The following is a 22,686-nucleotide window of genomic DNA, read 5'->3' as shown; positions in this document are numbered from 1 at the left end:
CCCCGTCGGGGGTCGATGTGGAGAGCGTTGCAGGAGCGACCTTCAGTCGCTAAACATTCCGGATATCGCCGGTCAGCGCTTCGACTCCTCCTTCGCCGCGATGACCGAGAGCGGCTGCGTGACGTCCTCGAGGCCCTTGCGGGCGGCGTCCACGCCGAAGATCAGCGCCACGACACCGCCGATGACCATGATCCCGGCGCCGAGCAGGTAGCCCCAGAAGAGCGGCTCGCGCGAGGACCCGTCGCCGATCAGCGCGCCGTAGATGAGCGGTGCGATCGCGCCGAAGATCTGTGCCAGCGCGAAGAAGTACGAGATCGCCTGCGACCGGAGCTCGAGCGGGAAGATCTCGCTGACGGTCAGGTACGCGCTCGACGCCCCCGCCGAGGCGAAGAAGAACGAGATGCACCAGAACACGACCTGCACGGTGGCGGTGATCGCGTCGGCCTGGAACAGGAACGCGGACACGGCGAGCACCAGACCGGAGATCAGGTACGTGGAGAAGATCATCTGTCGACGACCCCACGTGTCGAACAGCCGCCCGAGCAGGATCGGCCCGAGCAGGTTGCCGATCGCGAACGGGAAGAAGTAGACGGCCGTCTCGGACGTCTTCAACCCGAAGAAGTTCGTCAGCACGAGCGCGTAGGTGAAGAAGATCGCGTTGTAGAGGAACGCCTGCGTGATCATCATCGTGGCGCCGACCAGCGTGCGCGTGGGGTACTGCTGGAACAGCACCTTGACGATCGTCAGGAAGCTGACCTTGTCCATCGGCGTGACGGTCATGGCCTTCGAGTCGTCCACCTTCTCGAGCGGCTTCCCGGACTCCCGCTCGACCTCGGCCTCGATCCGGGAGACCGTCGCGTCGGCCTCCTCCTCGCGGCCGTGGGTCATCAGCCACCGCGGACTCTCGGGGATGTGGCGGCGCAGGAAGATGATCGCGATGCCGAGCACCGGGCCGAGGAAGAACCCGATCCGCCACCCGATGTTCTCGGCGAAGTGCGCGGTGTCGAGCAGGTAGATGTTGGCGAACGCGCCGAGCGCGGCGCCGCCCCAGTAGGTGCCGTTGATGGCGATGTCGACGTGCCCGCGGTACTTCGCGGGGATCAGCTCGTCGATCGCCGAGTTGATCGCGGCGTACTCGCCACCGATGCCCAGGCCCGCGACGAAGCGGAACACGGCGAGGAACCAGTAGTCCTGCGCGAAGCCCGCGATGCCGGAGCCGATCAGGTAGATGGCGAGCGTCAGGATGAAGAGCTTGCGACGACCGAGCCGGTCCGACAACCGTCCGAAGACGATCGCGCCGACCACCTGCCCGACCAGGTACACGGTGCCGAGCGACGTCACCTGCTGGGTCGACAGGTCCAGGTCCGCCTGGAACCCGGCGTTCGAGACGATCTGGATCTCGAGCCCGTCCAGGATCCACGAGATGCCGAGCCCCACCACGACGCTCCAGTGGAACCGTGTCCAGGGCAGTCGGTCCATCCGCGCCGGGACCAGGCTCCTGACCTGGCCCTCCTGCAGTCCGCTCGCATTCGTCATCGCGGCTCGCTCCTCACCCGCCCGGCCCTCGCGGCCCGGCACAGATGGAGAACGTACGCCCGGACGGCCGATGTCGTTCGGGGCCGGAACGGCACGGAGCACGGGGCGGACACCAGCGGCCACCCCGGTCCACCCGCAAGTAGCGTTGCAGCGTGCCGCTCCAGAACTCGACCGACCGCATCCTGACCACCCACACCGGATCGCTCCCCCGGACGCCGGAACTCAGCGCCCTGCTGGTGGCGCGCGACCAGGGCAAGCCCCACGACGAGGCCGCCCTCCGCGCGGAGACGGCCGCCGTCCTCGCGCGCACCGTCGACGCACAGCTCGACGCCGGGCTCGACGTGGTGAACGACGGCGAGGTCCCCCGCGTGGGCTTCTCGACCTACATCCGCGAGCGCCTGACCGGGTTCGGCGGGACCGGTCACCGCAAGCCGACGCTCGACTCGGTCAAGTTCCCGGGCTACGCCGCGTTCCAGGCGAAGCAGATCGACGAGGGCGCCGAGTTCGCCCGGGTCTGGGACACCCCGCTCGCCCAGGGCCTGCTGGAGTACGACCAGGAACGCGCCGGCATCCGCGAGGACCTCGACGGCTTCGAGCGCGAGCTCGCCAGGAACGCCGCCGCCGGTCGCACCCCCGCCGGCACCTTCATCTCCGCGGCGACGCCCGGCATCGTCGCGACGACGCTGCTCCTCGACGAGGCCAACCCGCACTACGCCGACCACGGCGAGTACGTCTTCGCCCTGGCCGAGCAGCTCCGTGTGGAGTACGAGGAGATCGTCGCCCGCGGGCACATCCTCCAACTGGACGCTCCTGACCTCGCGATGGAGCGGGTCATCCACTTCGTCGACGCCAGCACCGAGGAGTTCCTCCGAGCGGTGGACCTGCACGTCGACGCGCTCAACCACGCGCTCCGGAACATCCCCAAGGAGCGGACCCGCCTGCACGTCTGCTACGGCAACTGGCAGGGTCCGCACCAGGACGACGTGCCCGTCGACGTGCTGCTCCCACACCTGTACCGCGCCGAGGTCGGGTCCTTCAGCATCCCGTTCGGCAACCCGCGTCACGCGCACGAGTTCCCCGCGTTCCGCGACCTGCCACTGCCCGATGGTGCCGTCCTGGTGCCCGGTGTCATCGACGTGACGACGAACTACCTGGAGCACCCGCAGCTCGTCGCGAACCGCATCGTCGAGGCCGCGGAGGCCGTCGGCGACCCGACCCGCATCGTCGCCGGGACCGACTGCGGCCTCGCCACGTTCGCCAGCTACGAGTTCGTCGCGACGGACGTCGCGTGGGCGAAGCTCCGCGCGCTGACCGAGGGTGCCGAGATCGCGAGCAAGCGGCTCTTCGGCTGACGCCGACGGCGGACGGGAGGATCGCGGCGGCCCCGCCACGATCCTCCCGTCAGTGGGGCGGCGTAACGTCGACGACGTGACCCGACCCACCATGAGAACGGTCGGCGAGCTCCGCACCTCTGGTCACGTCCAGAAGACGGTCCGCGCCGAGATCCGCGACAACCTGCTCACCGCCCTCCGCGAGGGCACCGATCCGTGGCCCGGCCTGCACGGCTTCGCGACCACCGTCGTCCCCCAGCTCGAACGTGCCCTGATCGCCGGGCACGACGTCGTCCTGCTCGGCGAACGCGGCCAGGGCAAGACCCGACTGCTCCGCACGCTGCAGGGCCTGCTCGACGAGTGGACCCCGGTGATCGCCGGGTCCGAGCTCGGCGAGCACCCCTTCGAACCGATCACCACGGCCAGCATCCGCCGCGCCGAGGAGCTCGGCGACGCACTCCCCATCGACTGGTGGCACCGCGACGGCCGCTACGTCGAGAAGCTCGCGACCCCGGACACCTCCGTGGCCGACCTGATCGGCGACGTCGACCCGATGAAGGTGGCGGAGGGCCGCAGCCTCGGCGACCCCGAGACCATCCACTTCGGGCTGATCCCCCGTGCGCACCGCGGCATCGTCGCGATCAACGAGCTGCCCGACCTCGCCGAGCGCATCCAGGTCGCGATGCTCAACGTGATGGAGGAGCGCGACGTGCAGATCCGCGGCTACGTGCTGCGGCTGCCCCTCGACGTCCTCGTCGTGGCGAGCGCGAACCCCGAGGACTACACCAACCGCGGCCGGATCATCACGCCGCTGAAGGACCGCTTCGGCGCTGAGATCCGCACGCACTACCCGATCGAGCTCGAGGACGAGATCGCCGTCATCCGGCAGGAAGCCGAGCTCACGGCCGAGGTGCCGGACGCCCTGATCGAGATCCTCGCGCGCTTCACCCGGGCACTGCGGGCATCGAGCGCCGTCGACCAGCGCAGTGGCGTCAGCGCCCGGTTCTCCATCGCCGGTGCCGAGACCGTCTCCGCCGCAGCCGTGCACCGGGCCGCCCGCCAGGGTGAGTCCGAACCGGTTGCCCGGCCGATCGACCTCGAGACCGCGGTCGACGTCCTCGGCGGCAAGATCGAGTTCGAGTCCGGAGAAGAGGACCGTGCAGACGAGGTCCTCGAGCACCTCCTCCGCACCGCCACCGCCGAGACCGTCCGGTCGCGGCTGCGCGGGCTCGACCTGGCACAGCTCATCGAGGCCCTCGACGGCGGCACCATGGTGACCACCGGCGAGCAGGTCTCGGCTCGCGCGTTCCTCGAGGGGCTGCCGTCCCTCGGGGAGTCCGACCTCTACGACCGGATCTGCGAACGACTCGGCGCCACGAACGACGGCGAGCGGGCCGGCGCGATCGAGCTCGCGCTCGAGGGCCTGTTCCTCGCGCGGAAGATCAGCAAGGAGTCCGGCGGGGGCGAAGCCGTCTATGGCTAGTCGGCAGAACCGCCGGCTGTCGCGGGACACCCGGTACGGACGGTACGAGGGCGGCCCAGACCCCCTGGCGCCCCCCGCCGACCTGTCCGAGGCGCTCGACGCCATCGGCCAGGACGTCATGGCGGGGTACTCCCCCGAGCGCGCGATGCGGGAGTTCCTGCGCCGCGGCGGCCGTGACCAGCGCGGGCTCGACGACCTCGCGCGCCGCGTGGCCGAGAAGCGTCGCGACCTGACGAGCAGGAACAACCTCGACGGCACGCTGCAACAGGTCAAGCAGCTGCTCGACGAGGCACTGCTCGCCGAACGGGGCGAGCTGGCCCGCAACGTCGACCTCGAGGACGGCGACCGGGCACTCGCCGAGATGCAGCTCGACAGCCTGCCGCCCTCGCCCGCCGCGGCGGTGACCGAGCTCGCCGGCTACGACTGGACCAGCCCGACCGCTCGCCAGAAGTACGAGGAGATCAAGGACCTGCTCGGGCGGGAGATGCTCGACCAGCGCTTCGCCGGCATGAAGCAGGCGCTCGAGAACGCCGACGACGACGACCGCGCCGACGTCCAGGCGATGATGCAGGACCTCAACCAGCTGCTCGAGGACCACCGCGCCGGCACCGACTCCCAGGAGCAGTTCGACGAGTTCATGGCGAAGCACGGGGAGTACTTCCCGTCCGACCCGAAGAACGTCGACGAGCTCCTCGACGACCTCGCCGCCCGGGCCGCCGCCGCCCAGCGGATGCGGAACTCGATGACCCAGGAGCAGCGGGACGAGCTCGACGCCCTCGCCCAGCAGGCCTTCGGCAGCCCCGACCTGATGGGGGCGCTGTCGCAGCTCGACGGCAACCTCCGTGCACTCCGGCCCGGCGAGGACTGGGGCGGCTCCGAGCGGATGGACGGCGAGCAGGGCCTCGGGCTCGGTGACGGCACCGGCGCGTTCCAGGACATCGCCGACCTCGACGCCTTGGCCGAACAGCTCGCGCAGTCCGGCCCCGGGTCCGACCTCGACGACCTGGACCTCGAGTCCCTGGCCCGGCAGCTCGGGTCCGACGCCGCGGTCGACGCCCGCACCCTGCAGCAGCTCGAGAAGGCCCTGCGGACCTCTGGCACCATGCGCCGCGGTGCCGACGGCCAGTACAAGCTCACGCCGAAGGCCATGCGGCAGCTCGGCAAGAGCCTGCTCAAGGACGTCGCCCAGAAGATGTCGGGCCGCCAGGGTGCGCGGGACCTCCGCCGGTCCGGGGCCTCGGGCGAGCCGTCCGGCGCGACCCGACAGTGGGCGTTCGGCGACACCGAGCCGTGGGACATCCCCCGCACCATCACGAACGCCGTCACCCGCACGGCGGCGTCCGGCCGGGACGGTGCCGCCGTCCGCCTCATGATCGACGACGTCGAGGTCCAGGAGACCGAGGCCCGCACGCAGGCCTGCGTGGCCCTGCTCGTGGACACCTCGTTCTCGATGGCGATGGAGGACCGCTGGGTCCCGATGAAGCGCACGGCCCTGGCGCTGCACACGCTCATCTCGACCCGGTTCCGCGGCGACGACCTGCAGCTCATCGCCTTCGGTCGCGAGGCCGAGGTGATGGACGTCGAGCAGCTCGTCGGGCTCGACGCCGAGTGGGACAAGGGCACGAACCTGCACCACGCCCTGCTGCTGGCCAACCGGCACTTCCGGAAGCACCCCACCGCGCAGCCGGTGCTGCTCATCGTCACCGACGGCGAGCCGACGTCGCACCTCGAGCCGAACGGGCAGGTGTACTTCAGCTACCCGCCCGACCCGATGACGATCGCGCTGAGCGTCCGCGAGCTCGAGAACGCGCACCGGCTCGGTGCGCAGACGACGTTCTTCCGCCTCGGCGACGACCCGGGGCTCGCCCGGTTCATCGACGGCATGGCCCGGCGCGTGGACGGCACCGTCACGGCTCCGGAGAACGACGACCTCGGCGTGGCCGTGGTCGGGTCGTACCTCGGGTCACGGCAGGGCGGTGCGCTCTTCCGCGACGACGACTGGGGCGGTGGCGGCGCGTTCGGCCGCTTCGGCTGAGTGCGCGGCGGACGGGAGGCTCGGTGCCAGCTGGCACCGAGCCTCCCGTCCGTCATGCGGCCGGTCCGCGCGCCGAGACTCGGCCCTGCGGGCAGATTGCGAGGGCTGCGGCCCGCAGCGTGTCCGCCGGGCCGAGACTCGGTGCGGCTGAGCCAGCGGGCGATCGCCTCAGAACAGGGGCCAGGGCACCGCGGGGCCGTAGCCGGCCGGGGGTGGGAAGCGGCCGACGGCCGCCAGTGCGGCGCACCGGGCCTCGAGGTTGTCGATCTCGTCGACGGTCAGGTGCTCGGTGAGCTGCTCGCCGAGGTCGCCGTGCAGGGCTGTGGTGACCCGTTCCAGCCCGGCGAGCTCCTCTGTGTCGAGGGGCTCGTCCACCCAGCCCCAGAGGACCGTGCGGAGCTTGTGCTCGACGTGGAAGGTGAGCCCGTGGTCGACGCCGTGGCGGTGGCCGTCCGGCATCGCGAGGACGTGTCCGCCCTTGCGGTCCGCGTTGTTGACCACGACGTCGAAGACGGCCATGCGGCGGAGTGCCGCGGTGTCCTCGTGCACCAGGGTGACGGGTCGGTCGTGTTCGTCGATGGCCTCGAGCACGGTCTTCATCCCGGATGCCTCGGCCTGGTCCGTGGGGACCACGTCGACGGCGTCCTGCTCCGGGTCGACGTCCTGCCAGCGCTGGACCATGCCGAGGCCGAGCGGCCCCGTCCCGAGCCACGTCGGCGGGACCACGCGCCAGCCGAACGCCTCCGACACCAGGAACGCCGAGTACTCGCGACCGGCCAACGTGCCGTCCGGGAAGTCCCAGAGCGGCTTCTCGCCGGCGATCGGCTTGTAGACGACCTCGTGGCCGTCGAGCTCCGCGAGGAACGTGGCGTTCGAGGCCTCACGGATGCGGGCCGTGAGCGTCATGCCGGAGGGGTCCGGCGCCTCGCTCATGCCTCGCCGGGCAGCCGTCCCGCGGCCACCACTTCGCGTGTCCGTTCGACGAAGGCCCTGGCGGTGCCGACGGGGATCTTCACCTGCAGCAGTTCGGCGGGTTCCGGCATCTCGACGACGGCCTCGAGCTCGCCGTCCTCACCGGGTTCCTCGCCGACGATCTCGAGCTCGTCCTCGATGGGGTAGGCCTCGATGACGACCTGTGCCGTGGCGGGGTCGAAGCCCAGGCTCAGGGCACCGGCGCGGAACTCGGGCTCGACGGGCTGGTCGAGCGGGTCCACGTCGTGGAGCTCGCGCGGGACGGTGGGCGGGACGCTGAAGCGGTTCTCCTCCACCGTGGCGACCTCGTCGAGGAGCTCGTCGAGCTTCTCGGCCAGGACCGCCGACTGTTCCTTCTCGAGGGCGACGCTCACCACCCGGCGGCCGTCGCGCGCCTGCAGGTAGAAACTCCGCTCACCGGGGCGCCCGATGGTGCCGACGACGAGACGATCCGGCCAGTCGAATCCGTGGACGATGGTGGGCATACCGGCATTGTAGGAGCGCCAGCCTGCGCCCGTTCAGGGTCTGGCAGAACCCGTCTCCGAACGGAGGGCTCGTGGCGGTGCGATCAGGCGCTCGCGGCACCGTCCTCCGGCGCCGGGTTGCCCGCGCCGCCGCCGATCGCGGCGTCCCCCGTCGGGGCCGGTGCCTTCGCGAGCCAGGACAGGTCGCCCGACTCGGTGTTCGTCGCGACGACCTCGGGGCGGTGCTCGCCGTACCGGACGACGGACACCGACGCGGGCCCGACGGTGATCCGCTGGAACAGGTCGAGGTGCATGCCGAGGGCGTCTGCCAGCACGGACTTGATGATGTCGCCGTGGCTCACCGCGACCCAGACCGCGTTCGGGCCGTGCTCGGCCTCGACCTGCGCGTCGAGCCGTCGGATGGCGGCCACCGCGCGGGACTGCATGGTCTGCATGGACTCACCGCCGGGGAACACCACCGCGCTCGGGTTCGCCTGCACCACGCGCCACAGCGGCTCCTTCGCCAGGTCGATGATCTTCCGGTTCTGCCACTCGCCGTAGTCCGCCTCGATGATGCCGCGCTCGACGAACTGCTGCGGTTCGCCCTGCTGGAACGCCGTGATCGCCCGTGCCGTCTGTCGGCACCGCTCGAGCGGGCTGGACACCACCGCCGCGAGGGGCACGGCGCCGATGCGCTCCGCCGTCGTGGCCGCCTGTCGCTTGCCGACCGAGTCGAGCGCGACGCCCGCGGTCCGGCCCGCCAGGAGCCCGGTCGCGTTGGCGGTGGTGCGTCCGTGCCGGACGAGGAGGACGGTGGCCATGCGCACGATCCTATTCACGCGGCGCCGCGGCGGATTCGCTCCACAGGGCCCGGCATGGTCATACTGATCTCGATGGATGCACTGCTCCGGTTGTTCCGCCGGTACCCCTCAGCGGGACGGTTCCTGGTCGTGGGTGGCATCGGCTTCGTGATCACGATGGTGATCAACTACGGCCTGAAGCTCTTCGTCATCCCGCAGCACCCCGTCACCGCGCTCGTCATCGGCACCGTCGTGGCGACCGTCGTGTCGTACTGGCTCAACAAGAAGTGGTCCTTCGGTGACCGCGGGGGTCGGCACACCGGGCTCGAGATGCTCTACTTCGTGATCGTCAGCGCCATCGGCATCGGGCTGAACTCGGCGCCGCTTTACCTGTCGCGGTACGCGTTCGGCCTCGAGGTCCCCACCGTGAGCCGGGCGACGCAGGAGATCGCGGACTTCGTGAGCGGTCCCGTCATCGGCACCGCGATCGCGATGGTCTTCCGGTACTGGGCGATGAGCCGCTGGGTGTTCGTCCGCCGCGCCGACGTCTGAGCGACTTCCTTCGTTTCCCGTCCTCCGTGGAGATCTCCTGTCCAGGACACGGCAAGATGGTGCTGTGCTGGTCTCGATCGTCTACATGAGTCGCGCTGCCGACGACTTCGGTGACGACGACCTCGCGGAACTCCTCCGCGGTTCGCGGCTCCGGAACGAGGCCATGGGCATCTCCGGCCTGCTCGTCGCCAAGGGCGGTCGGTTCATGCAGCTGCTCGAGGGGCCGGCGTGGAGCGTCGACGACCGCTTCGCCGCGATCTCCCGCGATCCCCGGCACCTCGAGATCACGTCGCTCATCCGCGAGGACATCGACCGTCGCCGGTTCGACGGCTGGTCGATGGCCTTCCGCGGACTCGACGACACGGACCTGCAGGAGGTCGAGGGCTTCAGCCCGTTCCTCGCCGGCTCGATGGACTTCCCGCCGTCGTTCGACCGCACGAGCGCCGCGTGGCTGCTCAGGTGGTTCCGGGACCGCGAACTCCACGACGTCTGACCTGGACCGGCCTCGAGCCCCTCATGCGAACACGTCGTCGACGACGCGCAGCAGGCGTTCCCGGTGGGCTCGATCAACGACCGCGTGGATGAGGACCCGCCACATCGTCGCCACCACGGGCAGCAGGTCCGCCCGCCCGGACCGCACGTTCGACACGAGCTGCACCCCGGTGAAGTACGGCACGACGGTCCCGCCGAGCGCCTCGGGCGTCAGGTCCGTGCTGACCTCGCCGCTGGCGATCCCGAGTCGGAACACGTCGACCACGCCCGCGATCCACTGCTCGTAGAAGCTCGCCGTCTGCCGGGCCAGGACTCCGTGCTCCAGGGAGATCCGGATCCCGGCACGGACGACGACGTCGCGCATCAGCAGGTCGGCGATCCCGCGCGACGCCCGGACCAGGGTCCCGATCGGCGAGGGGTCTCCCGCGCTCATCGCGGCGAAGGTCCGCGCGTTCTGCTCGTCGATCACGGCGAGTGCCACCGCGTGCTTGGTCGGGAAGGACCGGTGCAACGCCCCCTGGCTGACACCCGCGGCCCGCGCGATGCCGGCGATGCTCGCCGTCGCGTAGCCGTCGCGGTCGAACTCCCCGGCCGCCGCCTCGACGATCACGTCGCGTCGACCTGCCCCACCCACGTCATGCACGCGACAACGCTACCGGCACGGGACACCGAGAGCACCGGGGTCCCGTGCCGGTCGGGCTCAGGCCTGGTCGGCGCGGAGGAACTCGGCGATCGGGGTGCTGCCGGCGTTGAACCGGTACGTGCTGCCGGCGGTGCCACCGGTCTCGAGCACGTCGGCGACCACGTGCGCGACGTCGCCGCGGGAAACGTTCGTGCCCTCGCCGGCCCAGTCGACCTGCCCGGTGGGCTCGTCGTCGGTCAGGGTGCTCGGTGCGACGATCGTCCACTCGAGCCCGGAGTCGCGCACGACGGCGTCGGCCGTCATCTTGGACTGCGCGTAGGCGAAGAAGTCGTCGTCCTGGGGCACCCCGTGGTCGAGCTTCGATCCGGACCAGGACACCATGACGTACCGCTCGACGCCCGCGCGTGCGGCTGCCTGCACGGACAGCACGGCGGCGTCGCGGTCGATCGCCCAGGTGCGGTCCACGGATCCCCCGCCGGCGCCGGCGGACCACACGACGGCGTCCTGCCCGCGGACCAGGTCCTCGAACCCGGAGATCGTCTGCTCCTGGACGTCGGCGACCTTCGGGTCGCCGCCGTGGGCACGGACCTCGTCGGCCTGCTCGGGCTTGCGGATGACGGACGTGACGTGGTGACCCCGGTCGCTGAGGATGCGCGTCGCGAGGAGTGCGACCTTGCCGTGGCCGCCGAAGATGATGATGTCGCTCATGGCCTCGACGCTACGCGGGGCTCCTCGGCGGCAGATGACCGCTCCGACCCTCGGGAGCGTCGCACGGACCACGAGCGCGTCACCGTGTCGAACCCGAATCGACACGGCGACGCACTCAGTGTGTGTCACCGTGTCGAACCCGAATCGACACGGCAACACATGCGCAGACGCCGGTACCAACGGCTCCTGCTGTCACGGCCGACCAGGGTCGTCGTGGGCTGCGGCAGCCGGTCACCCGGCCACTCGAAGAGCAAACCAGGTCGAGGGTGTCGGGGAGAACCCCCCGAAAGGGAACGCGCGTTCTCTGGCTAGTCCGTTCGTTTCGTGTCCAGGGTGGAGAGGCACTCGGGACGGGGCGTGTTGCATCGACCCCATGAAGTACCTCGTCTACGGCTCCGACCGCGTCATGACCGGCGACTCGATCGCCGATGCGGTGCTCGCCTACTCGGTCGTCCTCGCACAGCACAGCACGACCGACATCGTCGACGTCCCCACGGCCGATGCCCACGGGGCCGCGGCGAGCGTCGGGCTCCTGCTCGGTCCGGCGATCGCGGTGATGAGCGAACCCGCCCCGGACGACGAGCTCGAACCCGAGGACACCGCGTTCGTCGCCGAGATCACCCGACGGATCAACCGCTTCCAGCGACACCTGGACTCGACCAGGCACCCCGACCGGTTCGACGGGCTCGCCGCGGAGCTCGAGGCGGTGCTCGACCCGTCCCTCGACGTGCTCGACGCGATGGACCGCGTGATCGACACCTGCGTCCGCTGCACGTCGGCGACCGAGGCCGGCATCGTGCTCGCCGACCGGTCCGGCACCCTGCACGTCATCGCGTCCACCAGCGAGCGGTCGACCGACGCCGAGGAGGCCCAGCTCGGCACGAACGAGGGCTCCTGCATGGACTGCTACCGCACCGGGGAGACGATCGACGTACCGGACGTCCGGACCCGCGCTGCCGACTGGCCCGCGTTCGTCGAGACCATGCGCGAGCGCGGCATGGTCGGCACCTTCGCCGAACCGATCCGGCTCCGTCGGACCACGATCGGTTCCCTCTGCGTCTTCGCCACGCACGACGAAGGCCACGACGACCGTGACGTCGTGCTCATGCAGCTGCTCGCCGACGCCGCGTCCGCCGCGCTCGTCCGACAGCGCGACCAGGGGCGCATGCAGACCCTCGACGAGCAGGTCCAGGACGCCCTGGACGCCCGGATCACCCTCGAGCAGGCCAAGGGTGCGCTCGCCCACCGTCAGGGCATCGGGATCGACGAGGCGTTCCAGGCCCTCCGGACGAGCGCTCGCGGTGCGGGTCGTGGGCTCCGGGAACTCGCCGAGGACGTCATCCACCGGGGCGAGCGCCTCGACGGCGTCATCTGAGGACGGACACGCTCGGAGCGGCGGCCAGCCACCTGGCGGAGGGTGTGGGATTCGAACCCACGAGACATCTCTGCCCACCTGTTTTCAAGACAGGCTCCATCGGCCGCTCGGACAACCCTCCTGACCCGGCCCCGTGCAGCACGCGACCGTGTCCCTGGAAGTGTATCGGGCCTCCCGGCCGCGCAGCGTGTTCCGTTCTCTGGTGCGAGCTTGCCCACGCCGTGCGCGCTGGCCGGCCCGCACGGAGTGCGCAACCTCGCACCGATCGGAAGGAGACCGACGCGCGCGCCGACCGACAGCGCACGCGCCGCGCGCGCGATCGCCCGCGCTACCGCGGCAGCGTGTCGAGCGCAGCCGCCAGGCCGTCGTCCGTGACGCCCCCGGTGACCTCGCTCGCGGCCTCGACCACGTCGGACGGGGCCTGCCCCATCGCGACGCCGCGGCCGGACGTGGACGCCCACCGCAGCATGTCGATGTCGTTGCGGCCGTCACCGGCGGCGAAGACCCGGGAGCGCGGGATGTCGAACCACTCGCGGACGCGTTCCATCGCGGTGGCCTTCGTCACGCCCTCGGGAGCGATGTCGAGCCACGCGGTCCAGCCGACGTTGTACGAGACCTTGTGCAGGCCCATGCGGTCGACGATCTGCAGGAACTCCTCGAGCCCGTGCTCGGGCGAGATCACCACGACCCGGGTGGCCTGCACGCCGAGCAGCTGCTCGAACGGCACGTGCGACCCGTGCTTGGTCATCGCGTCGTCGGGGAACTCCCCGGAGAGCAGGTAGCGGCCGTCGGGCGACTCGACGCCGTACGCGCCGTTCGCCAGGGCTCCGCGGATGGTCTGCAGGACGTCGGTCGGGTCGAAGGTCTCGACGTGGACGCGGACGTAGCCGTCGATCGCACCCGCGGCGGTGGACCGACGGAGCGTGACGGCGCCGTTGGCACAGACCAGGTACTCCGGCCGGATGCCGATCTTCTCGAGCACGGGCACGGTCATGCCCTCGCTGCGGCCGGTGGAGAGCATGACCTCGTGCCCGGCGGCCGCTGCGGCCTGGATCGCGTCGACGGTGGCCTGGGTGACGACGCCGTCCTCGCGCATCACGGTGCCGTCGATGTCGAGGGCGACGAGCCAGCGCTTGACGCGCGTCGCTGCAGCCGACCCGTGGGACGACGCCGATCCGGGTGTGCTGGTCATCGGGGTTCGATCACCTCGACGCCGCCGAGGTACGGACGGAGGACCTCCGGCACGACGACCGTGCCGTCCGCCTGCTGGTGGGTCTCGAGGATCGCGACGAGCCAGCGCGTGGTGGCGAGCGTGCCGTTCAGGGTGGCGACCGGGGCCGTCTTGCCGCTCTCGGTGCGGTAGCGGATGTCGAGGCGGCGAGCCTGGAACGTGGTGCAGTTCGACGTCGAGGTGAGCTCGCGGAAGGTGCCCTGCGTGGGGACCCAGGCCTCGAGGTCGTACTTGCGCGCCGCACTCGTGCCGAGGTCGCCGGCAGCGGTCTCGATCACGCGGTAGTGCAGCCCGAGGTCCTGCAGCATCGACTCCTGGTACGCCATGAGCTTCGCGTGCTCGGCGTCGGCCTGGTCCGGGTGCACGTAGGAGAACATCTCGAGCTTGTTGAACTGGTGCACGCGGAGGATCCCGCGGTTGTCGCGGCCCGCCGACCCGGCTTCGCGCCGGTAGCAGGTCGACCAACCGGCGTAGCGGAGCGCCTGGTCGTCGCCCTCCGGGAACGCCAGGATCTCGTCGGCGTGGTACCCGGCCAGGGCCACCTCGCTCGTGCCGGTCAGGTAGAGGTCATCGGCTTCGAGCCGGTAGACCTCGGCCGCGTGCTCGCCGAGGAAGCCGGTGCCGGCCATCGTCTCGGGGCGCACGAGCGTCGGCGTGATGAGCGGGACGAACCCGTGCTGGACCGCACGGTCGAGCCCGAGCGACATGAGCGCGATCTCGAGCCGGGCGCCGAGGCCCTTGAGGAAGTAGAAGCGCGAGCCGGAGACCTTGACGCCGCGGGCGATGTCGATGATGTCGAGGGCCTCACCGAGGTCGGCGTGGTCCTTCGGCTCGAAGGCGAACTCCGGCTTGGTGCCGACGGTGCGCAGCGTGACGAAGTCGTCCTCGCCGCCAGCGGGGACACCGGGCAGGACGACGTTGGGGATCGCGCGGACGACCCGGTTGAAGGTCTCCTCGGCCGCGGTCGCGGTGGCCTGCGCCTCTTTCACGCCGGCGGCGAGCGCCTGGGCCTGCTGCACGAGCGCGGCCTTCTCGTCCTTGGGGGCCTTCGCGACGGTCTTGCCGAACGCGTTCTGCTCGGCACGCAGGGCCTCGTACGCGGTGATCGCGCTCCGCCTGGCGGCGTCCGCGGCGACGGCCTCGTCGACGACGTCGACGGAGGCGCCGCGCGCAGCCTGTGAGGCCTTGATGACATCGGGTTCGTCGCGCAGCAGCTGTGGGTCGATCACCGGTCCATCCTAGCCAGGCCCCGGTGACCAGCAGACGGACTGGAGGCTCGTGGCGGGGCCCGCCACGAGCCTCCCGTCCGCCCCGTGTCCAGACCGCGGGACGGCGCGCGCTCCACAGGCCCGGCCCGGTACCGTCTGTTGCATGTCATCGCCCTCGGAGACCGCGTCCACGCGTCCGGACGCCCTCGCCCCAGAGCGGCAGACCGCCGCAGTCATCTACAACCCGGTCAAGGTGGACCTGCCGAAGCTGAAGCAGACGGTGGAGCAGCACCAGCGCGAAGCGGGCTGGAACGAGACCCTGTGGTTCGAGACCTCGGAGGAGGACCCGGGCGGCGGGATGACGCGTGAGGCCCTCGAGGCCGGCGCCGACGTCATCGCTGCCGCCGGCGGTGACGGCACCGTGCGCGCCGTGGCCGAGGTCGTGCACGGCTCCGACGCGGCCCTCGCCCTGCTGCCGAGCGGCACGGGCAACCTGCTCGCGCGCAACATCCCCGCGCCGATCGACGACCTGCAGGCCAGTGCGCACACGATCTTCCACGGCGAGGAGCGCGCCATCGACTTCGGCACCGTGCGGGTCGAGCGTCCGGACGGCGCCCGCGAGGAGTTCGGCTTCCTGGTGATGGCCGGCCTCGGACTCGACGCCCGGATGCTCGTGAACACGAACGACGACCTGAAGAAGAAGGTCGGCTGGCTCGCCTACGTCGACTCGTTGATCCGCTCGCTGCGGGACGCCGACGCGTTCGAGTTCCGGTACCGCCTGGACGGCGAGGGCAACCGCTCGGTGCGCGCGCACTCCCTCATCGTCGGCAACTGCGGCACGCTGCAGGCCGGCGCGACCCTGCTGCCCGACGCCGAGATCGACGACGGCGTGTTCGACATCGTCGTCATGCGCCCGCACGGGTTCTTCGGCTGGGTCCGGATCGCCGCACGGATGCTGTGGGAGAACGCGATCCTGCGGTCGTTCCGCCGGTCCGCCCTCGGCCAGACGGCGATCGGCAAGCGCATCACGACGCGTGCCCGCGAGGAGCGCCCGCTGCGCTACCTGCGTGGCGAGGAGTTCACCGCGCGGCTCGAGCGTCCGGACGAGTTCGAGATCGACGGGGACCCGGTGGGCGAGGTCGTGGCCTTCCGCGCCCAGATCGACGCCGGTGGGCTGCGCGTGAAGGTCGCCGGACCCGAGGACCAGACGCGCTCGACGCGGCAGGCGCGGGGCGCGCACCGCCGCTGAGGGCAGCGCGGGGCCGCTCGTGCGTGCGCGCGTGCGGGGGCGCGCGGCTCGTGCGGCGGCGGCGCGTGCGGGGTGTGGTGCGAGGTTGACCACACCGTGCAGCGCGGCGACGGCGCACGGTGTGGTCAACCTCGCACCAGGCGGAGCTCGCCGGCGGCAGCGCCCCTCAGCCCGCGTCGGGCGCGTCGGGCTCGCCGGACAGGATCGCCTGGAGCCACTCGCGCGCCTCGACGAACGCGGCGTCCGAGTAGCGCAGGGACACCTCGGTCTCCTGCTGGTCGGCCCGCGGGTACGACCCGAGGAACGTCACGCGGGGGCTGAACCGGCGCAGACCGAGCAGGGCGTCGGCGACCCGTTCGTCGCGCACGTGGCCGTCGAGGTCGATGACGAACCGGTAGCGACCGAGCTCGTCGCCGATGGGCCGCGAGGACAGCAGCCCCATGTTGATGCCCCTGGTGGCGAACTGCTCGAGCATGTCGACGAGGGCACCGGGGTGGTCGGCGGGCAGCTCGACGATGACGCTCGTCTTGTCCGAGCCGGTGCGCTCGGGGATCGAGAGGGTCTTCGACACCAGGACGAACCGGGTCACCGCGCTGCTGTTGTCGCCGATCGACTCCGCGAGCACGGCCAGGTCGTGGTGGTCGGTGATGCCGGGCGGGGCGACGGCGGCGTCGGCGGTGGGCACCGCGTCGAGCAGCGCCACGGCGGCGGCGACGTTCGAGGACGCCGGGATGTGGCCGTGCCCGGGCACGTTGGCCTCGAGCCAGCGGTGCGTCTGGGCGTAGGCGACGGGATGGGCGTTCACCGTGCGCACGTCGGCGAGCGCGGTGCCGTGCCGGGCGACGAGCACGAAGTCCACGGGGACCAGGTACTCCCCCACGATGCGCACGCCGGGGATCCGGGCGAGGGCGTCCTGCGTGGCGCTGACGCCGCCGTCGACGCTGTTCTCGATCGCGATGACGGCACCGACCGAGCGGCCCGACATCACGTCGTCGAGGGCCTCCCCGACGTTGTTCACGCTGCGCCAGGGCTTGCCGGCCGCGGCGTCGACGAGCTTCAGGGCCGCCTCGGTGAACGTGCCGGCCGGTCCGAGGTAGCTGTACGTGTCGGACTCGACCTCGGGCTGGCTCATGCCGCCGAGCCTATTGCCCGGTGAGCCGCGCCTCGCACAACGCGGTGTCGTCCTCGTCGCGCGGGTACGTCAGCGCGGCGAACCGCCCCTCGGGGTCGAGCGTGGTCAACAGGGACTTCGCGATGCCGTCGAGCTGCACGACCTGCTCCTCGGACAGCGCGTCGATGACGAACCGACGTGCCGTGCGGACGTGGTCGGGGGCGGCCTCGACGATGGTGGCGTACCCCGCGTCGGTCAGGCGGACGTCGGTGGCCCGGCGGTCGTCCTCGGACGGGCACCGCGACACCAGCCCGCGCTTCTCGAGGCGGGACACCACGTGGGACAGCCGCGGCAGCGAGGCGTTCGTGGCCGAGGCGAGCGCCGACATCCGGAGCGTGCGGGTGTCGGTCTCCGAGAGCATCGCGATGACCATGTAGTCGAAGTGCGTCAGGTCGGCGTCCCGCTGGAGCTGTTGGTCGAGCGCCGCCGGCAGGAGCTCCATGACGGCGACGAGCTTCATCCAGGCACGCAGCTGCTCGCGCGTCAGCCAGGGCGTCTCGTCGGTCATGAGCCCATCCTACGAAATGGTTGTCGTTTCAACCACTGTTCCGGCGGATCTCCGTGATGTCACGTACCCGACCACGAGCGCTGCCACCACGACGACGAGCAGCACGCCCTCGACCAGCAGCAGTCGGCCCGTGTAGTCGAAGGGCACGACGGTGGGGTTCTTCGCCCCGTGGGCCTTCGCCGCGATCTCCGGCACGACCACCAGGGCGAGGACGCTGCCGAGCACGACGGCGGTCTGCACGACGACGAGCACCCAGACGCGCAGCGCCCGACCGGCCCGTCGCAGCCCGAGGCCGACGAGCACCACGAACGGCGACAGGATCGCGTCGTGCAGGATGACGGCGGCGATCAGCCAGACCGCGAGTCCGCCGATCCGGTTCGGCTTGACGGTCGTCACGAGGACGTACGCGCCGAACGCCAGCACCAGCACGCCGAGGACGACGAGCACGATCCGCGCGGCCCTCACGAGCGCACCTCGATCCGCTCGATCCACTTGGTCTGCAGCACGCCGGGCCGTCCGGGAGCGATGATCCGCGCCGGGAACCCGTGGTCGAGGTCGAGCGTCGCACCGTTCAGCTCGAGCGCGACGAGCGTGGTCGGGTCCGCTGCGTACTCCGGCCCCATGTCCATGATCCGGTAGCCGCCGTGGCGTTCCAGGCTCGTCACGCGGACGTCCGAGGACGGCTCCGCCTGCACGGCCGCGAGCAGGTCCCGCATCCTGATGCCCTTCCACCTGGCCATCTGGCTCCAGCCCTCGACGCACGAGATCGGCAGCGCCACCTCGGTCATGCCGAGCGCGACGAGCTCCGCACGCGAGAACGTCCGCGTCAGGCGCGGCCCGACGACGGTGAGGGTCCAGTCAGCGGCGGTCGCGGTCGCCAGCACCCCGGCGGCACGCGCGGTGCGGTTCACCGGCAGACCGGCCGGACCGCGTCCACGCTGCCGTGGTGCGAAGACGTTGAACGGCTCGCCGAGCCGCGAGGACTGGCCCACGGTCAGCACGACGACCCCGGCGGTGGCCGCCGCGACGCCGGCGAAGAACCCACGTCGTGCGACGCGCTCACGCGAGCCTCCGGTCGCGGTCGCGCCGAGACTCGGCTCCGCGGACGGATCCTGCGTGGGTCCGGCCGCATCCGGTCCGCCGGGCCGAGACTCGTCGTCCGGACGGGAGGCTCGGGACGGCTCCGCCCCGCCGGTCGTGCTGGCAGCGGGGGCGCCGTCGACCCAGCGCAGGACGCGACCCACGACGCCCCGGGGGTACGGGGCGGACGCGGGACCCTCGCTCGCAGGCTCGCTCGGCGCACCCCGCGGATCGCTGGCGCGATCCCGCTGAGCGGGGTGCGCCAGGCCGTACGGAGGCAGCTCGCTGCCCACTGTGTCGTCACGGACGAAGCGACCCTCGGCGTCGTAGGAGTCCTTCGCCCGCCAGTACCGCACGATGATCGGCAGCTTCGTGGCGATGTGGATGACGAGCGAGCCGATGAGCACGTAGGACAGTGCGTAGTGCACCTGGCGGAACGGGAACGGCCACGGGTACCACTGGTACGTGTTCACCAGGCCGGTGCCGACCTGCACGATCGCCGCCGACACGAAGACCGCGATGGAGAGCCGCTCCAGCAGGTGCAGCGGGCCGCGTACGGGCGGGTCCTGCAGCAGCGCGGGCATGACGGTGTTGAGCTTGGCGAACAGGAGCGGGATGATCGCGATGCCCGCCGTGATGTGCAGGCCCTGCGTGAACTGGTAGAGCTGCGTCGGCCGGGTCGGGAACCGCATCCACGGCAGGGGGTCCTGCAGGAAGTGGCTGAACAGCCCGGTGCCGAAGCAGATCACGAACGCGATGCCGAGCAGGCGCCCGAAGACCACCGCTGAGCGGGCGTTCCGGTTCGGGGACGCCAGCACCGCGCGGCTGTCGCCCAGCAGACGGCGGAGCATCGGTAGCCTCGACGGATCATGCGACTTCGTCACGGCCATCTGCTCTCGACCGTGCTCGCCGTCGTCGGCGTGCTGGCCCTGGCGGGCGTCATCGCCTTCGGCGTCACGCATCTGGGGTTCCTCCGGTCCGGTCATCGAACGTCATTCGTTGCGTGGACCCTGATCGCTTGGACGGTCTTCGTCATCGCGGTCATCGCACTGCGGTTCGTCCCGGCCCGCCTGGTCACCATCATCGTCCTCGCGGGGGCCCTCGTGGTGGGGATCGCCGCGATGGCCGGGCCACCGAACACGAGCACCGACTCGGCGCGGTACTCGTGGGACGGCATCGTGCAGCATGCCGGTGTCTCCCCCTACGCGCACACCCCCCAGTCCGAGGCGTTGGCCCACCTGCGGCCCGACTGGCTGTTCCCGGACAAGGTCGACGGGACGTGCGAGGACCTGAAACCGCGGCTGCACGGGCTCGGTGACGGCGCCGACGGGCACTGCGTCGCGATCAACCGCGTGGACGTGCCCACGATCTACCCGCCGTTCGCCGAGATGTGGTTCGCGCTCGTCCGGTCGGTCGTGCCCGCCACCGCGCAGTACTGGCCGTTCCAGCTCGCCGGGCTCGTCGTCTCGCTCGGGATCACCGTCGGCCTGCTCCTGGTGCTGCGCCGCACTGGACGCCCGCTGTGGTGGGCCGCGATCTGGGCCTGGTCCCCGCTCGTCGCCGCCGAGGCCGTCACGAACTCCCACGTCGACGTCGTCGGCGCCGCGCTCGCCACCGGTGGCGCCGTGCTCGTCGCGTTCGGACGGCCGATCTGGGGCGGGATCATGCTCGGCGCGGCCACGTGCACGAAGCTCATCCCGGCGATCGTGTACCCGGCACTCCTCGGGCGGTGGCGGGCCTGGTGGTCGATCCCGGTCGGCATCGCGGTGTTCGGGCTGCTCTACGTGCCCTACGTCGCGTCGACGGGGACGAAGGTCCTCGGGTACCTGCCCGGCTACCTGACCGAGGAGGGCTACGAGGACGGCTCCCGGTTCGCCCTCGTGTCGTTGGTCGTCCCGGGCGACGCGGGCACCGTCGTCGTCGGGCTGGCCGTGCTCGTGGCGGCTGTGCTGGCCTGGCGGCTGTCCGACCCGAGCCGGCCGTGGTCCGGCGAGGTGCTGATGATCGGCGTGACGTTCCTCGCCGTCACCCCGCGCTACCCCTGGTACGCCCTGCTGCTCATCCCGTTCGTGGCGCTCTCCGGCCGGTGGGAGTGGTCCGCGCTGGCGCTCGCGATCGCCGTGCGGGGGGAGTGGCCGAACGTCGACGCCTACCGCTGGTGGCTCGGCGGTGCGGTGCTCGTCATCGTCGTCGTCACCCTGATCCGCACCGAGCGGTCGGACTGGGTGCGGTGGCGGGACCGGCTGGTCCCCGGGCGGGACCGGCGGCTGCACGTATCATCGCTGCCATGACCGCCCGCGCGCTCCCGTCGACCGGGCTCCTCCCCGCTGCGGCTCCGGTGGCCGGGGCTGCTGGGGCTGCACTTGCTGCCGGGGCCGCACTGGCGCCCGGGTCTGCGGCCGGGTCCTCGGTGCTGCCCGCGTCCGGGCTGCTCCGCCGCGTGCGTGCCGAGTCCTCGATCCCGCCGCGGCCGCTGGGCGACGACGGGCTCGTCGACCGCTTCGGCCGCCGTGCGGTGGACCTCCGTGTCTCGCTGACCGAGCGCTGCAACCTCCGCTGCACCTACTGCATGCCGGCCGAGGGGCTGCCCGTCATCCCGACCGACGCGCTCATGACCGCGGCCGAGATCGAGCGGCTCGTGCGCCTGGGGGCCGACCACCTCGGCGTCCGGAAGGTCCGCTTCACCGGGGGCGAGCCGCTGCTCCGCGCCGACCTCGTCGACGTCATCGCCCGGTGCGCCGCACTCGGGGTCGAGCTCTCGCTGACGACGAACGCGATCGGGCTGGCCTCGCGCGCCGCCGACCTGCGTGCCGCCGGACTCGAGCGGGTGAACGTCTCGCTCGACACCGTCGACCCGGACGTCTTCGCCACGGTGACCCGGCGCCCGTTCCTCGCCCGGGTCCTCGACGGCATCGCCGCCGCCGCGGACGCCGGCCTCGGGGTCAAGGTCAACGCGGTGCTGCTCCGCGGCGTGAACGACCACCTGGCGCCGGAGCTGCTCGCCTGGTGCCTGGAGCGCGGCCACGAACTCCGCTTCATCGAGCAGATGCCGCTCGACCCCGGGCACGCGTGGGACGGCACCTCGATGGTCACCGCCGCCGAGACCCGCGAGCTCCTCAGCGCCGAGTACGTCCTGACGCCGGACACCGCCCCGCGCGACGGTGCACCGGCCGAGCGCTTCCGGGTGGTCTCGCGGGCCACCGGGCAGGACCTCGGCATCGTCGGGATCATCGCCAGCGTCACCGAGTCGTTCTGCGCCGACTGCACCCGCACGCGCCTGACCGCCGAGGGCCACGTCCGCAGCTGCCTGTTCTCCGACGAGGAGTCCGACCTGCTCGGGCCGATGCGCGCCGGGGCCTCGGACGCCGAGGTGCTCGACGCCTGGCGGCTCGCGATGTGGGCGAAGCCGCGCGACCACGGCGACGACCAGGACGGCATGGTGCACCCGGCGCGGGGCATGTCCGCGATCGGAGGATGACGATGACCACGATCCGGTTCTTCGCCGCCGCACGGGCTGCGGTCGGCACGGACGAGACCACGTCCGACGCCCCGACGCTCGCCGAGGCCCTGGGCAGCGTGTCCGCGGTCGACGCCGAGCGGTGGGCGGCCCTGCAGGAGCGGTGCTCGTACCTGGTCGACGGCGTGACCACCCGCGACCGGGCGACCTCGCTCGCCGGGGTCGGGCTTGTCGACGTGATGCCGCCCTTCGCCGGCGGCTGAGGCGCTGCCCCGACTCGCACCGTGCGCGCTCCCCCGCCCCGTGCGAGGTTCCCGCGGGCCGGGCGGCCTCGCACCGTGCGCGCTCCCTCAGCCCGTGCGAGGTTGACCACCCCGTGCGCGTGTACGAA

22 protein-coding genes and 1 tRNA gene are annotated in these 22,686 nt (G+C 71.5%); 10 read left to right on the top strand and 13 right to left on the bottom strand.

Annotation, left to right across the window (positions count from 1 at the left end; all coding sequences use genetic code 11):
• Positions 1 to 72: 72 nt before the first annotated feature.
• A complete protein-coding gene (locus OXR63_RS02660; protein WP_267419869.1) occupies positions 73 to 1,536 on the bottom strand; it encodes an MFS transporter in 1,464 nt (487 codons plus the stop codon).
• Positions 1,537 to 1,688: 152 nt separating this feature from the next.
• On the opposite strand from OXR63_RS02660, the gene OXR63_RS02655 reads away from it, so the two are divergent.
• The 3 genes from OXR63_RS02655 to OXR63_RS02645 all read left to right on the top strand — a co-directional run bounded on the left by OXR63_RS02655 (position 1,689) and on the right by OXR63_RS02645 (position 6,385).
• On the top strand, positions 1,689 to 2,888 hold the full coding sequence (locus OXR63_RS02655) for a cobalamin-independent methionine synthase II family protein (protein ID WP_267419868.1): 1,200 nt from the start codon (positions 1,689 to 1,691) through the stop codon (positions 2,886 to 2,888).
• A gap of 91 nt (positions 2,889 to 2,979) precedes the next feature.
• Positions 2,980 to 4,350: an ATP-binding protein gene (locus OXR63_RS02650; RefSeq protein WP_267419883.1), complete on the top strand. Its 1,371-nt coding sequence runs from the start codon at positions 2,980 to 2,982 to the stop codon at positions 4,348 to 4,350.
• Positions 4,343 to 6,385 carry a vWA domain-containing protein gene (locus OXR63_RS02645; protein WP_267419866.1) on the top strand — a complete coding sequence of 681 codons (2,043 nt, stop codon included), beginning with the start codon at positions 4,343 to 4,345 and terminating at the stop codon, positions 6,383 to 6,385. The genes OXR63_RS02650 and OXR63_RS02645 overlap by 8 nt, the downstream gene beginning before the upstream one ends.
• Positions 6,386 to 6,553: 168 nt before the next feature.
• On the opposite strand, the gene OXR63_RS02640 is transcribed toward OXR63_RS02645, so the two are convergent.
• The 3 genes from OXR63_RS02640 to OXR63_RS02630 form a co-directional block, all read right to left on the bottom strand.
• Positions 6,554 to 7,318 carry an SCO1664 family protein gene (locus tag OXR63_RS02640; RefSeq protein WP_267419864.1) on the bottom strand — a complete coding sequence of 255 codons (765 nt, stop codon included), beginning with the start codon at positions 7,316 to 7,318 and terminating at the stop codon, positions 6,554 to 6,556.
• Positions 7,315 to 7,842, bottom strand: coding sequence for a DUF3090 domain-containing protein (locus OXR63_RS02635; protein WP_267419863.1), 528 nt, complete (start codon positions 7,840 to 7,842; stop codon positions 7,315 to 7,317). Before OXR63_RS02635 ends, OXR63_RS02640 begins: the two co-directional genes overlap by 4 nt.
• A gap of 83 nt (positions 7,843 to 7,925) precedes the next feature.
• Positions 7,926 to 8,642, bottom strand: coding sequence for a histidine phosphatase family protein (locus OXR63_RS02630; protein ID WP_267419862.1), 717 nt, complete (start codon positions 8,640 to 8,642; stop codon positions 7,926 to 7,928).
• A 72-nt stretch (positions 8,643 to 8,714) separates the two neighbouring features.
• Between OXR63_RS02630 and OXR63_RS02625 the strand changes: the two genes are divergently transcribed.
• Together OXR63_RS02625 and OXR63_RS02620 are read left to right on the top strand one after the other, a co-directional pair.
• A complete protein-coding gene (locus OXR63_RS02625; protein WP_267419861.1) occupies positions 8,715 to 9,173 on the top strand; it encodes a GtrA family protein in 459 nt (152 codons plus the stop codon).
• A 64-nt stretch (positions 9,174 to 9,237) separates the two neighbouring features.
• Positions 9,238 to 9,666 carry a BLUF domain-containing protein gene (locus tag OXR63_RS02620; protein ID WP_267419860.1) on the top strand — a complete coding sequence of 143 codons (429 nt, stop codon included), beginning with the start codon at positions 9,238 to 9,240 and terminating at the stop codon, positions 9,664 to 9,666.
• Positions 9,667 to 9,687: 21 nt separating this feature from the next.
• On the opposite strand, the gene OXR63_RS02615 is transcribed toward OXR63_RS02620, so the two are convergent.
• Both OXR63_RS02615 and OXR63_RS02610 read right to left on the bottom strand, forming a co-directional pair.
• Complete coding sequence (locus OXR63_RS02615) at positions 9,688 to 10,308, bottom strand: TetR/AcrR family transcriptional regulator (protein ID WP_267419858.1); 621 nt, start codon at positions 10,306 to 10,308, stop codon at positions 9,688 to 9,690.
• Between the two features lie 57 nt (positions 10,309 to 10,365).
• Positions 10,366 to 11,016, bottom strand: a complete 651-nt coding sequence (locus tag OXR63_RS02610; protein WP_267419856.1) for an SDR family oxidoreductase — start codon at positions 11,014 to 11,016, stop codon at positions 10,366 to 10,368.
• 373 nt (positions 11,017 to 11,389) lie between these two features.
• On the opposite strand from OXR63_RS02610, the gene OXR63_RS02605 reads away from it, so the two are divergent.
• On the top strand, positions 11,390 to 12,391 hold the full coding sequence (locus OXR63_RS02605) for a GAF and ANTAR domain-containing protein (RefSeq protein ID WP_267419854.1): 1,002 nt from the start codon (positions 11,390 to 11,392) through the stop codon (positions 12,389 to 12,391).
• 33 nt (positions 12,392 to 12,424) lie between these two features.
• On the opposite strand, the gene OXR63_RS02600 is transcribed toward OXR63_RS02605, so the two are convergent.
• The 3 genes from OXR63_RS02600 to serS all read right to left on the bottom strand — a co-directional run bounded on the left by OXR63_RS02600 (position 12,425) and on the right by serS (position 14,851).
• A tRNA-Ser gene (locus OXR63_RS02600) sits at positions 12,425 to 12,512 on the bottom strand.
• A 207-nt stretch (positions 12,513 to 12,719) separates the two neighbouring features.
• The gene (locus tag OXR63_RS02595) at positions 12,720 to 13,583 is read right to left on the bottom strand and encodes an HAD family hydrolase (protein WP_267419852.1); all 864 of its coding nucleotides are present in this window, start codon (positions 13,581 to 13,583) and stop codon (positions 12,720 to 12,722) included.
• Positions 13,580 to 14,851 carry a serine--tRNA ligase gene (gene serS / locus OXR63_RS02590; protein ID WP_267419850.1) on the bottom strand — a complete coding sequence of 424 codons (1,272 nt, stop codon included), beginning with the start codon at positions 14,849 to 14,851 and terminating at the stop codon, positions 13,580 to 13,582. Before serS ends, OXR63_RS02595 begins: the two co-directional genes overlap by 4 nt.
• Positions 14,852 to 14,993: 142 nt before the next feature.
• Between serS and OXR63_RS02585 the strand changes: the two genes are divergently transcribed.
• Entirely contained in the window at positions 14,994 to 16,079 is a 1,086-nt protein-coding gene (locus OXR63_RS02585) for a diacylglycerol/lipid kinase family protein (RefSeq protein ID WP_267419848.1), read from the top strand.
• 166 nt (positions 16,080 to 16,245) lie between these two features.
• On the opposite strand, the gene pheA is transcribed toward OXR63_RS02585, so the two are convergent.
• The 4 genes from pheA to OXR63_RS02565 are packed head-to-tail and all read right to left on the bottom strand — an operon-like array spanning position 16,246 to position 19,689.
• Entirely contained in the window at positions 16,246 to 17,211 is a 966-nt protein-coding gene (pheA, locus tag OXR63_RS02580; RefSeq protein WP_267419846.1) for a prephenate dehydratase, read from the bottom strand.
• A 10-nt stretch (positions 17,212 to 17,221) separates the two neighbouring features.
• On the bottom strand, positions 17,222 to 17,758 hold the full coding sequence (locus OXR63_RS02575; protein WP_267419845.1) for a MarR family winged helix-turn-helix transcriptional regulator: 537 nt from the start codon (positions 17,756 to 17,758) through the stop codon (positions 17,222 to 17,224).
• Between the two features lie 9 nt (positions 17,759 to 17,767).
• The gene (locus OXR63_RS02570; protein WP_267419844.1) at positions 17,768 to 18,223 is read right to left on the bottom strand and encodes a hypothetical protein; all 456 of its coding nucleotides are present in this window, start codon (positions 18,221 to 18,223) and stop codon (positions 17,768 to 17,770) included.
• Complete coding sequence (locus OXR63_RS02565; RefSeq protein ID WP_267419843.1) at positions 18,220 to 19,689, bottom strand: molybdopterin-dependent oxidoreductase; 1,470 nt, start codon at positions 19,687 to 19,689, stop codon at positions 18,220 to 18,222. Before OXR63_RS02565 ends, OXR63_RS02570 begins: the two co-directional genes overlap by 4 nt.
• Before the next feature lie 18 nt (positions 19,690 to 19,707).
• Here OXR63_RS02565 and OXR63_RS02560 point away from each other — a divergent pair, with 18 nt between their 5' ends.
• From OXR63_RS02560 to OXR63_RS02550, 3 genes are read left to right on the top strand one after another with little or no spacing between them, the layout of a single operon-like run.
• Positions 19,708 to 21,129: a glycosyltransferase 87 family protein gene (locus tag OXR63_RS02560; RefSeq protein ID WP_267419842.1), complete on the top strand. Its 1,422-nt coding sequence runs from the start codon at positions 19,708 to 19,710 to the stop codon at positions 21,127 to 21,129.
• A complete protein-coding gene (gene moaA, locus OXR63_RS02555; protein ID WP_267419840.1) occupies positions 21,126 to 22,316 on the top strand; it encodes a GTP 3',8-cyclase MoaA in 1,191 nt (396 codons plus the stop codon). Before OXR63_RS02560 ends, moaA begins: the two co-directional genes overlap by 4 nt.
• 2 nt (positions 22,317 to 22,318) lie before the next feature.
• Positions 22,319 to 22,558, top strand: a complete 240-nt coding sequence (locus tag OXR63_RS02550) for a MoaD/ThiS family protein (protein ID WP_267419838.1) — start codon at positions 22,319 to 22,321, stop codon at positions 22,556 to 22,558.
• The last annotated feature ends 128 nt before the right edge of the window (positions 22,559 to 22,686 follow it).

It is taken from the genome of Curtobacterium sp. GC_Cur_3 (assembly GCF_026544205.1).
Taxonomy (GTDB): Bacteria; Actinomycetota; Actinomycetes; order Actinomycetales; family Microbacteriaceae; genus Curtobacterium.
Note: the sequence above shows the minus strand (reverse complement) of the source record. Positions and strands in the feature narration are given on the sequence as shown.

What these genes read in the sequence shown, in the direction of transcription:
- OXR63_RS02585 (WP_267419848.1), top strand. Translation starts at nt 14,994, where the DNA reads ATGTCATCGCCCTCGGAGACCGCGTCCACGCGTCCGGACGCCCTCGCC.
- OXR63_RS02635 (WP_267419863.1), bottom strand. Translation starts at nt 7,842, where the DNA reads ATGCCCACCATCGTCCACGGATTCGACTGGCCGGATCGTCTCGTCGTC.
- pheA (WP_267419846.1), bottom strand. Translation starts at nt 17,211, where the DNA reads ATGAGCCAGCCCGAGGTCGAGTCCGACACGTACAGCTACCTCGGACCG.
- OXR63_RS02595 (WP_267419852.1), bottom strand. Translation starts at nt 13,583, where the DNA reads ATGACCAGCACACCCGGATCGGCGTCGTCCCACGGGTCGGCTGCAGCG.
- OXR63_RS02625 (WP_267419861.1), top strand. Translation starts at nt 8,715, where the DNA reads ATGGATGCACTGCTCCGGTTGTTCCGCCGGTACCCCTCAGCGGGACGG.
- OXR63_RS02565 (WP_267419843.1), bottom strand. Translation starts at nt 19,689, where the DNA reads ATGCTCCGCCGTCTGCTGGGCGACAGCCGCGCGGTGCTGGCGTCCCCG.
- OXR63_RS02630 (WP_267419862.1), bottom strand. Translation starts at nt 8,642, where the DNA reads ATGGCCACCGTCCTCCTCGTCCGGCACGGACGCACCACCGCCAACGCG.
- OXR63_RS02650 (WP_267419883.1), top strand. Translation starts at nt 2,980, where the DNA reads ATGAGAACGGTCGGCGAGCTCCGCACCTCTGGTCACGTCCAGAAGACG.
- OXR63_RS02575 (WP_267419845.1), bottom strand. Translation starts at nt 17,758, where the DNA reads ATGACCGACGAGACGCCCTGGCTGACGCGCGAGCAGCTGCGTGCCTGG.
- OXR63_RS02640 (WP_267419864.1), bottom strand. Translation starts at nt 7,318, where the DNA reads ATGAGCGAGGCGCCGGACCCCTCCGGCATGACGCTCACGGCCCGCATC.
- OXR63_RS02610 (WP_267419856.1), bottom strand. Translation starts at nt 11,016, where the DNA reads ATGAGCGACATCATCATCTTCGGCGGCCACGGCAAGGTCGCACTCCTC.
- OXR63_RS02605 (WP_267419854.1), top strand. Translation starts at nt 11,390, where the DNA reads ATGAAGTACCTCGTCTACGGCTCCGACCGCGTCATGACCGGCGACTCG.
- OXR63_RS02645 (WP_267419866.1), top strand. Translation starts at nt 4,343, where the DNA reads ATGGCTAGTCGGCAGAACCGCCGGCTGTCGCGGGACACCCGGTACGGA.
- OXR63_RS02560 (WP_267419842.1), top strand. Translation starts at nt 19,708, where the DNA reads ATGCGACTTCGTCACGGCCATCTGCTCTCGACCGTGCTCGCCGTCGTC.
- OXR63_RS02660 (WP_267419869.1), bottom strand. Translation starts at nt 1,536, where the DNA reads ATGACGAATGCGAGCGGACTGCAGGAGGGCCAGGTCAGGAGCCTGGTC.
- OXR63_RS02550 (WP_267419838.1), top strand. Translation starts at nt 22,319, where the DNA reads ATGACCACGATCCGGTTCTTCGCCGCCGCACGGGCTGCGGTCGGCACG.
- moaA (WP_267419840.1), top strand. Translation starts at nt 21,126, where the DNA reads ATGACCGCCCGCGCGCTCCCGTCGACCGGGCTCCTCCCCGCTGCGGCT.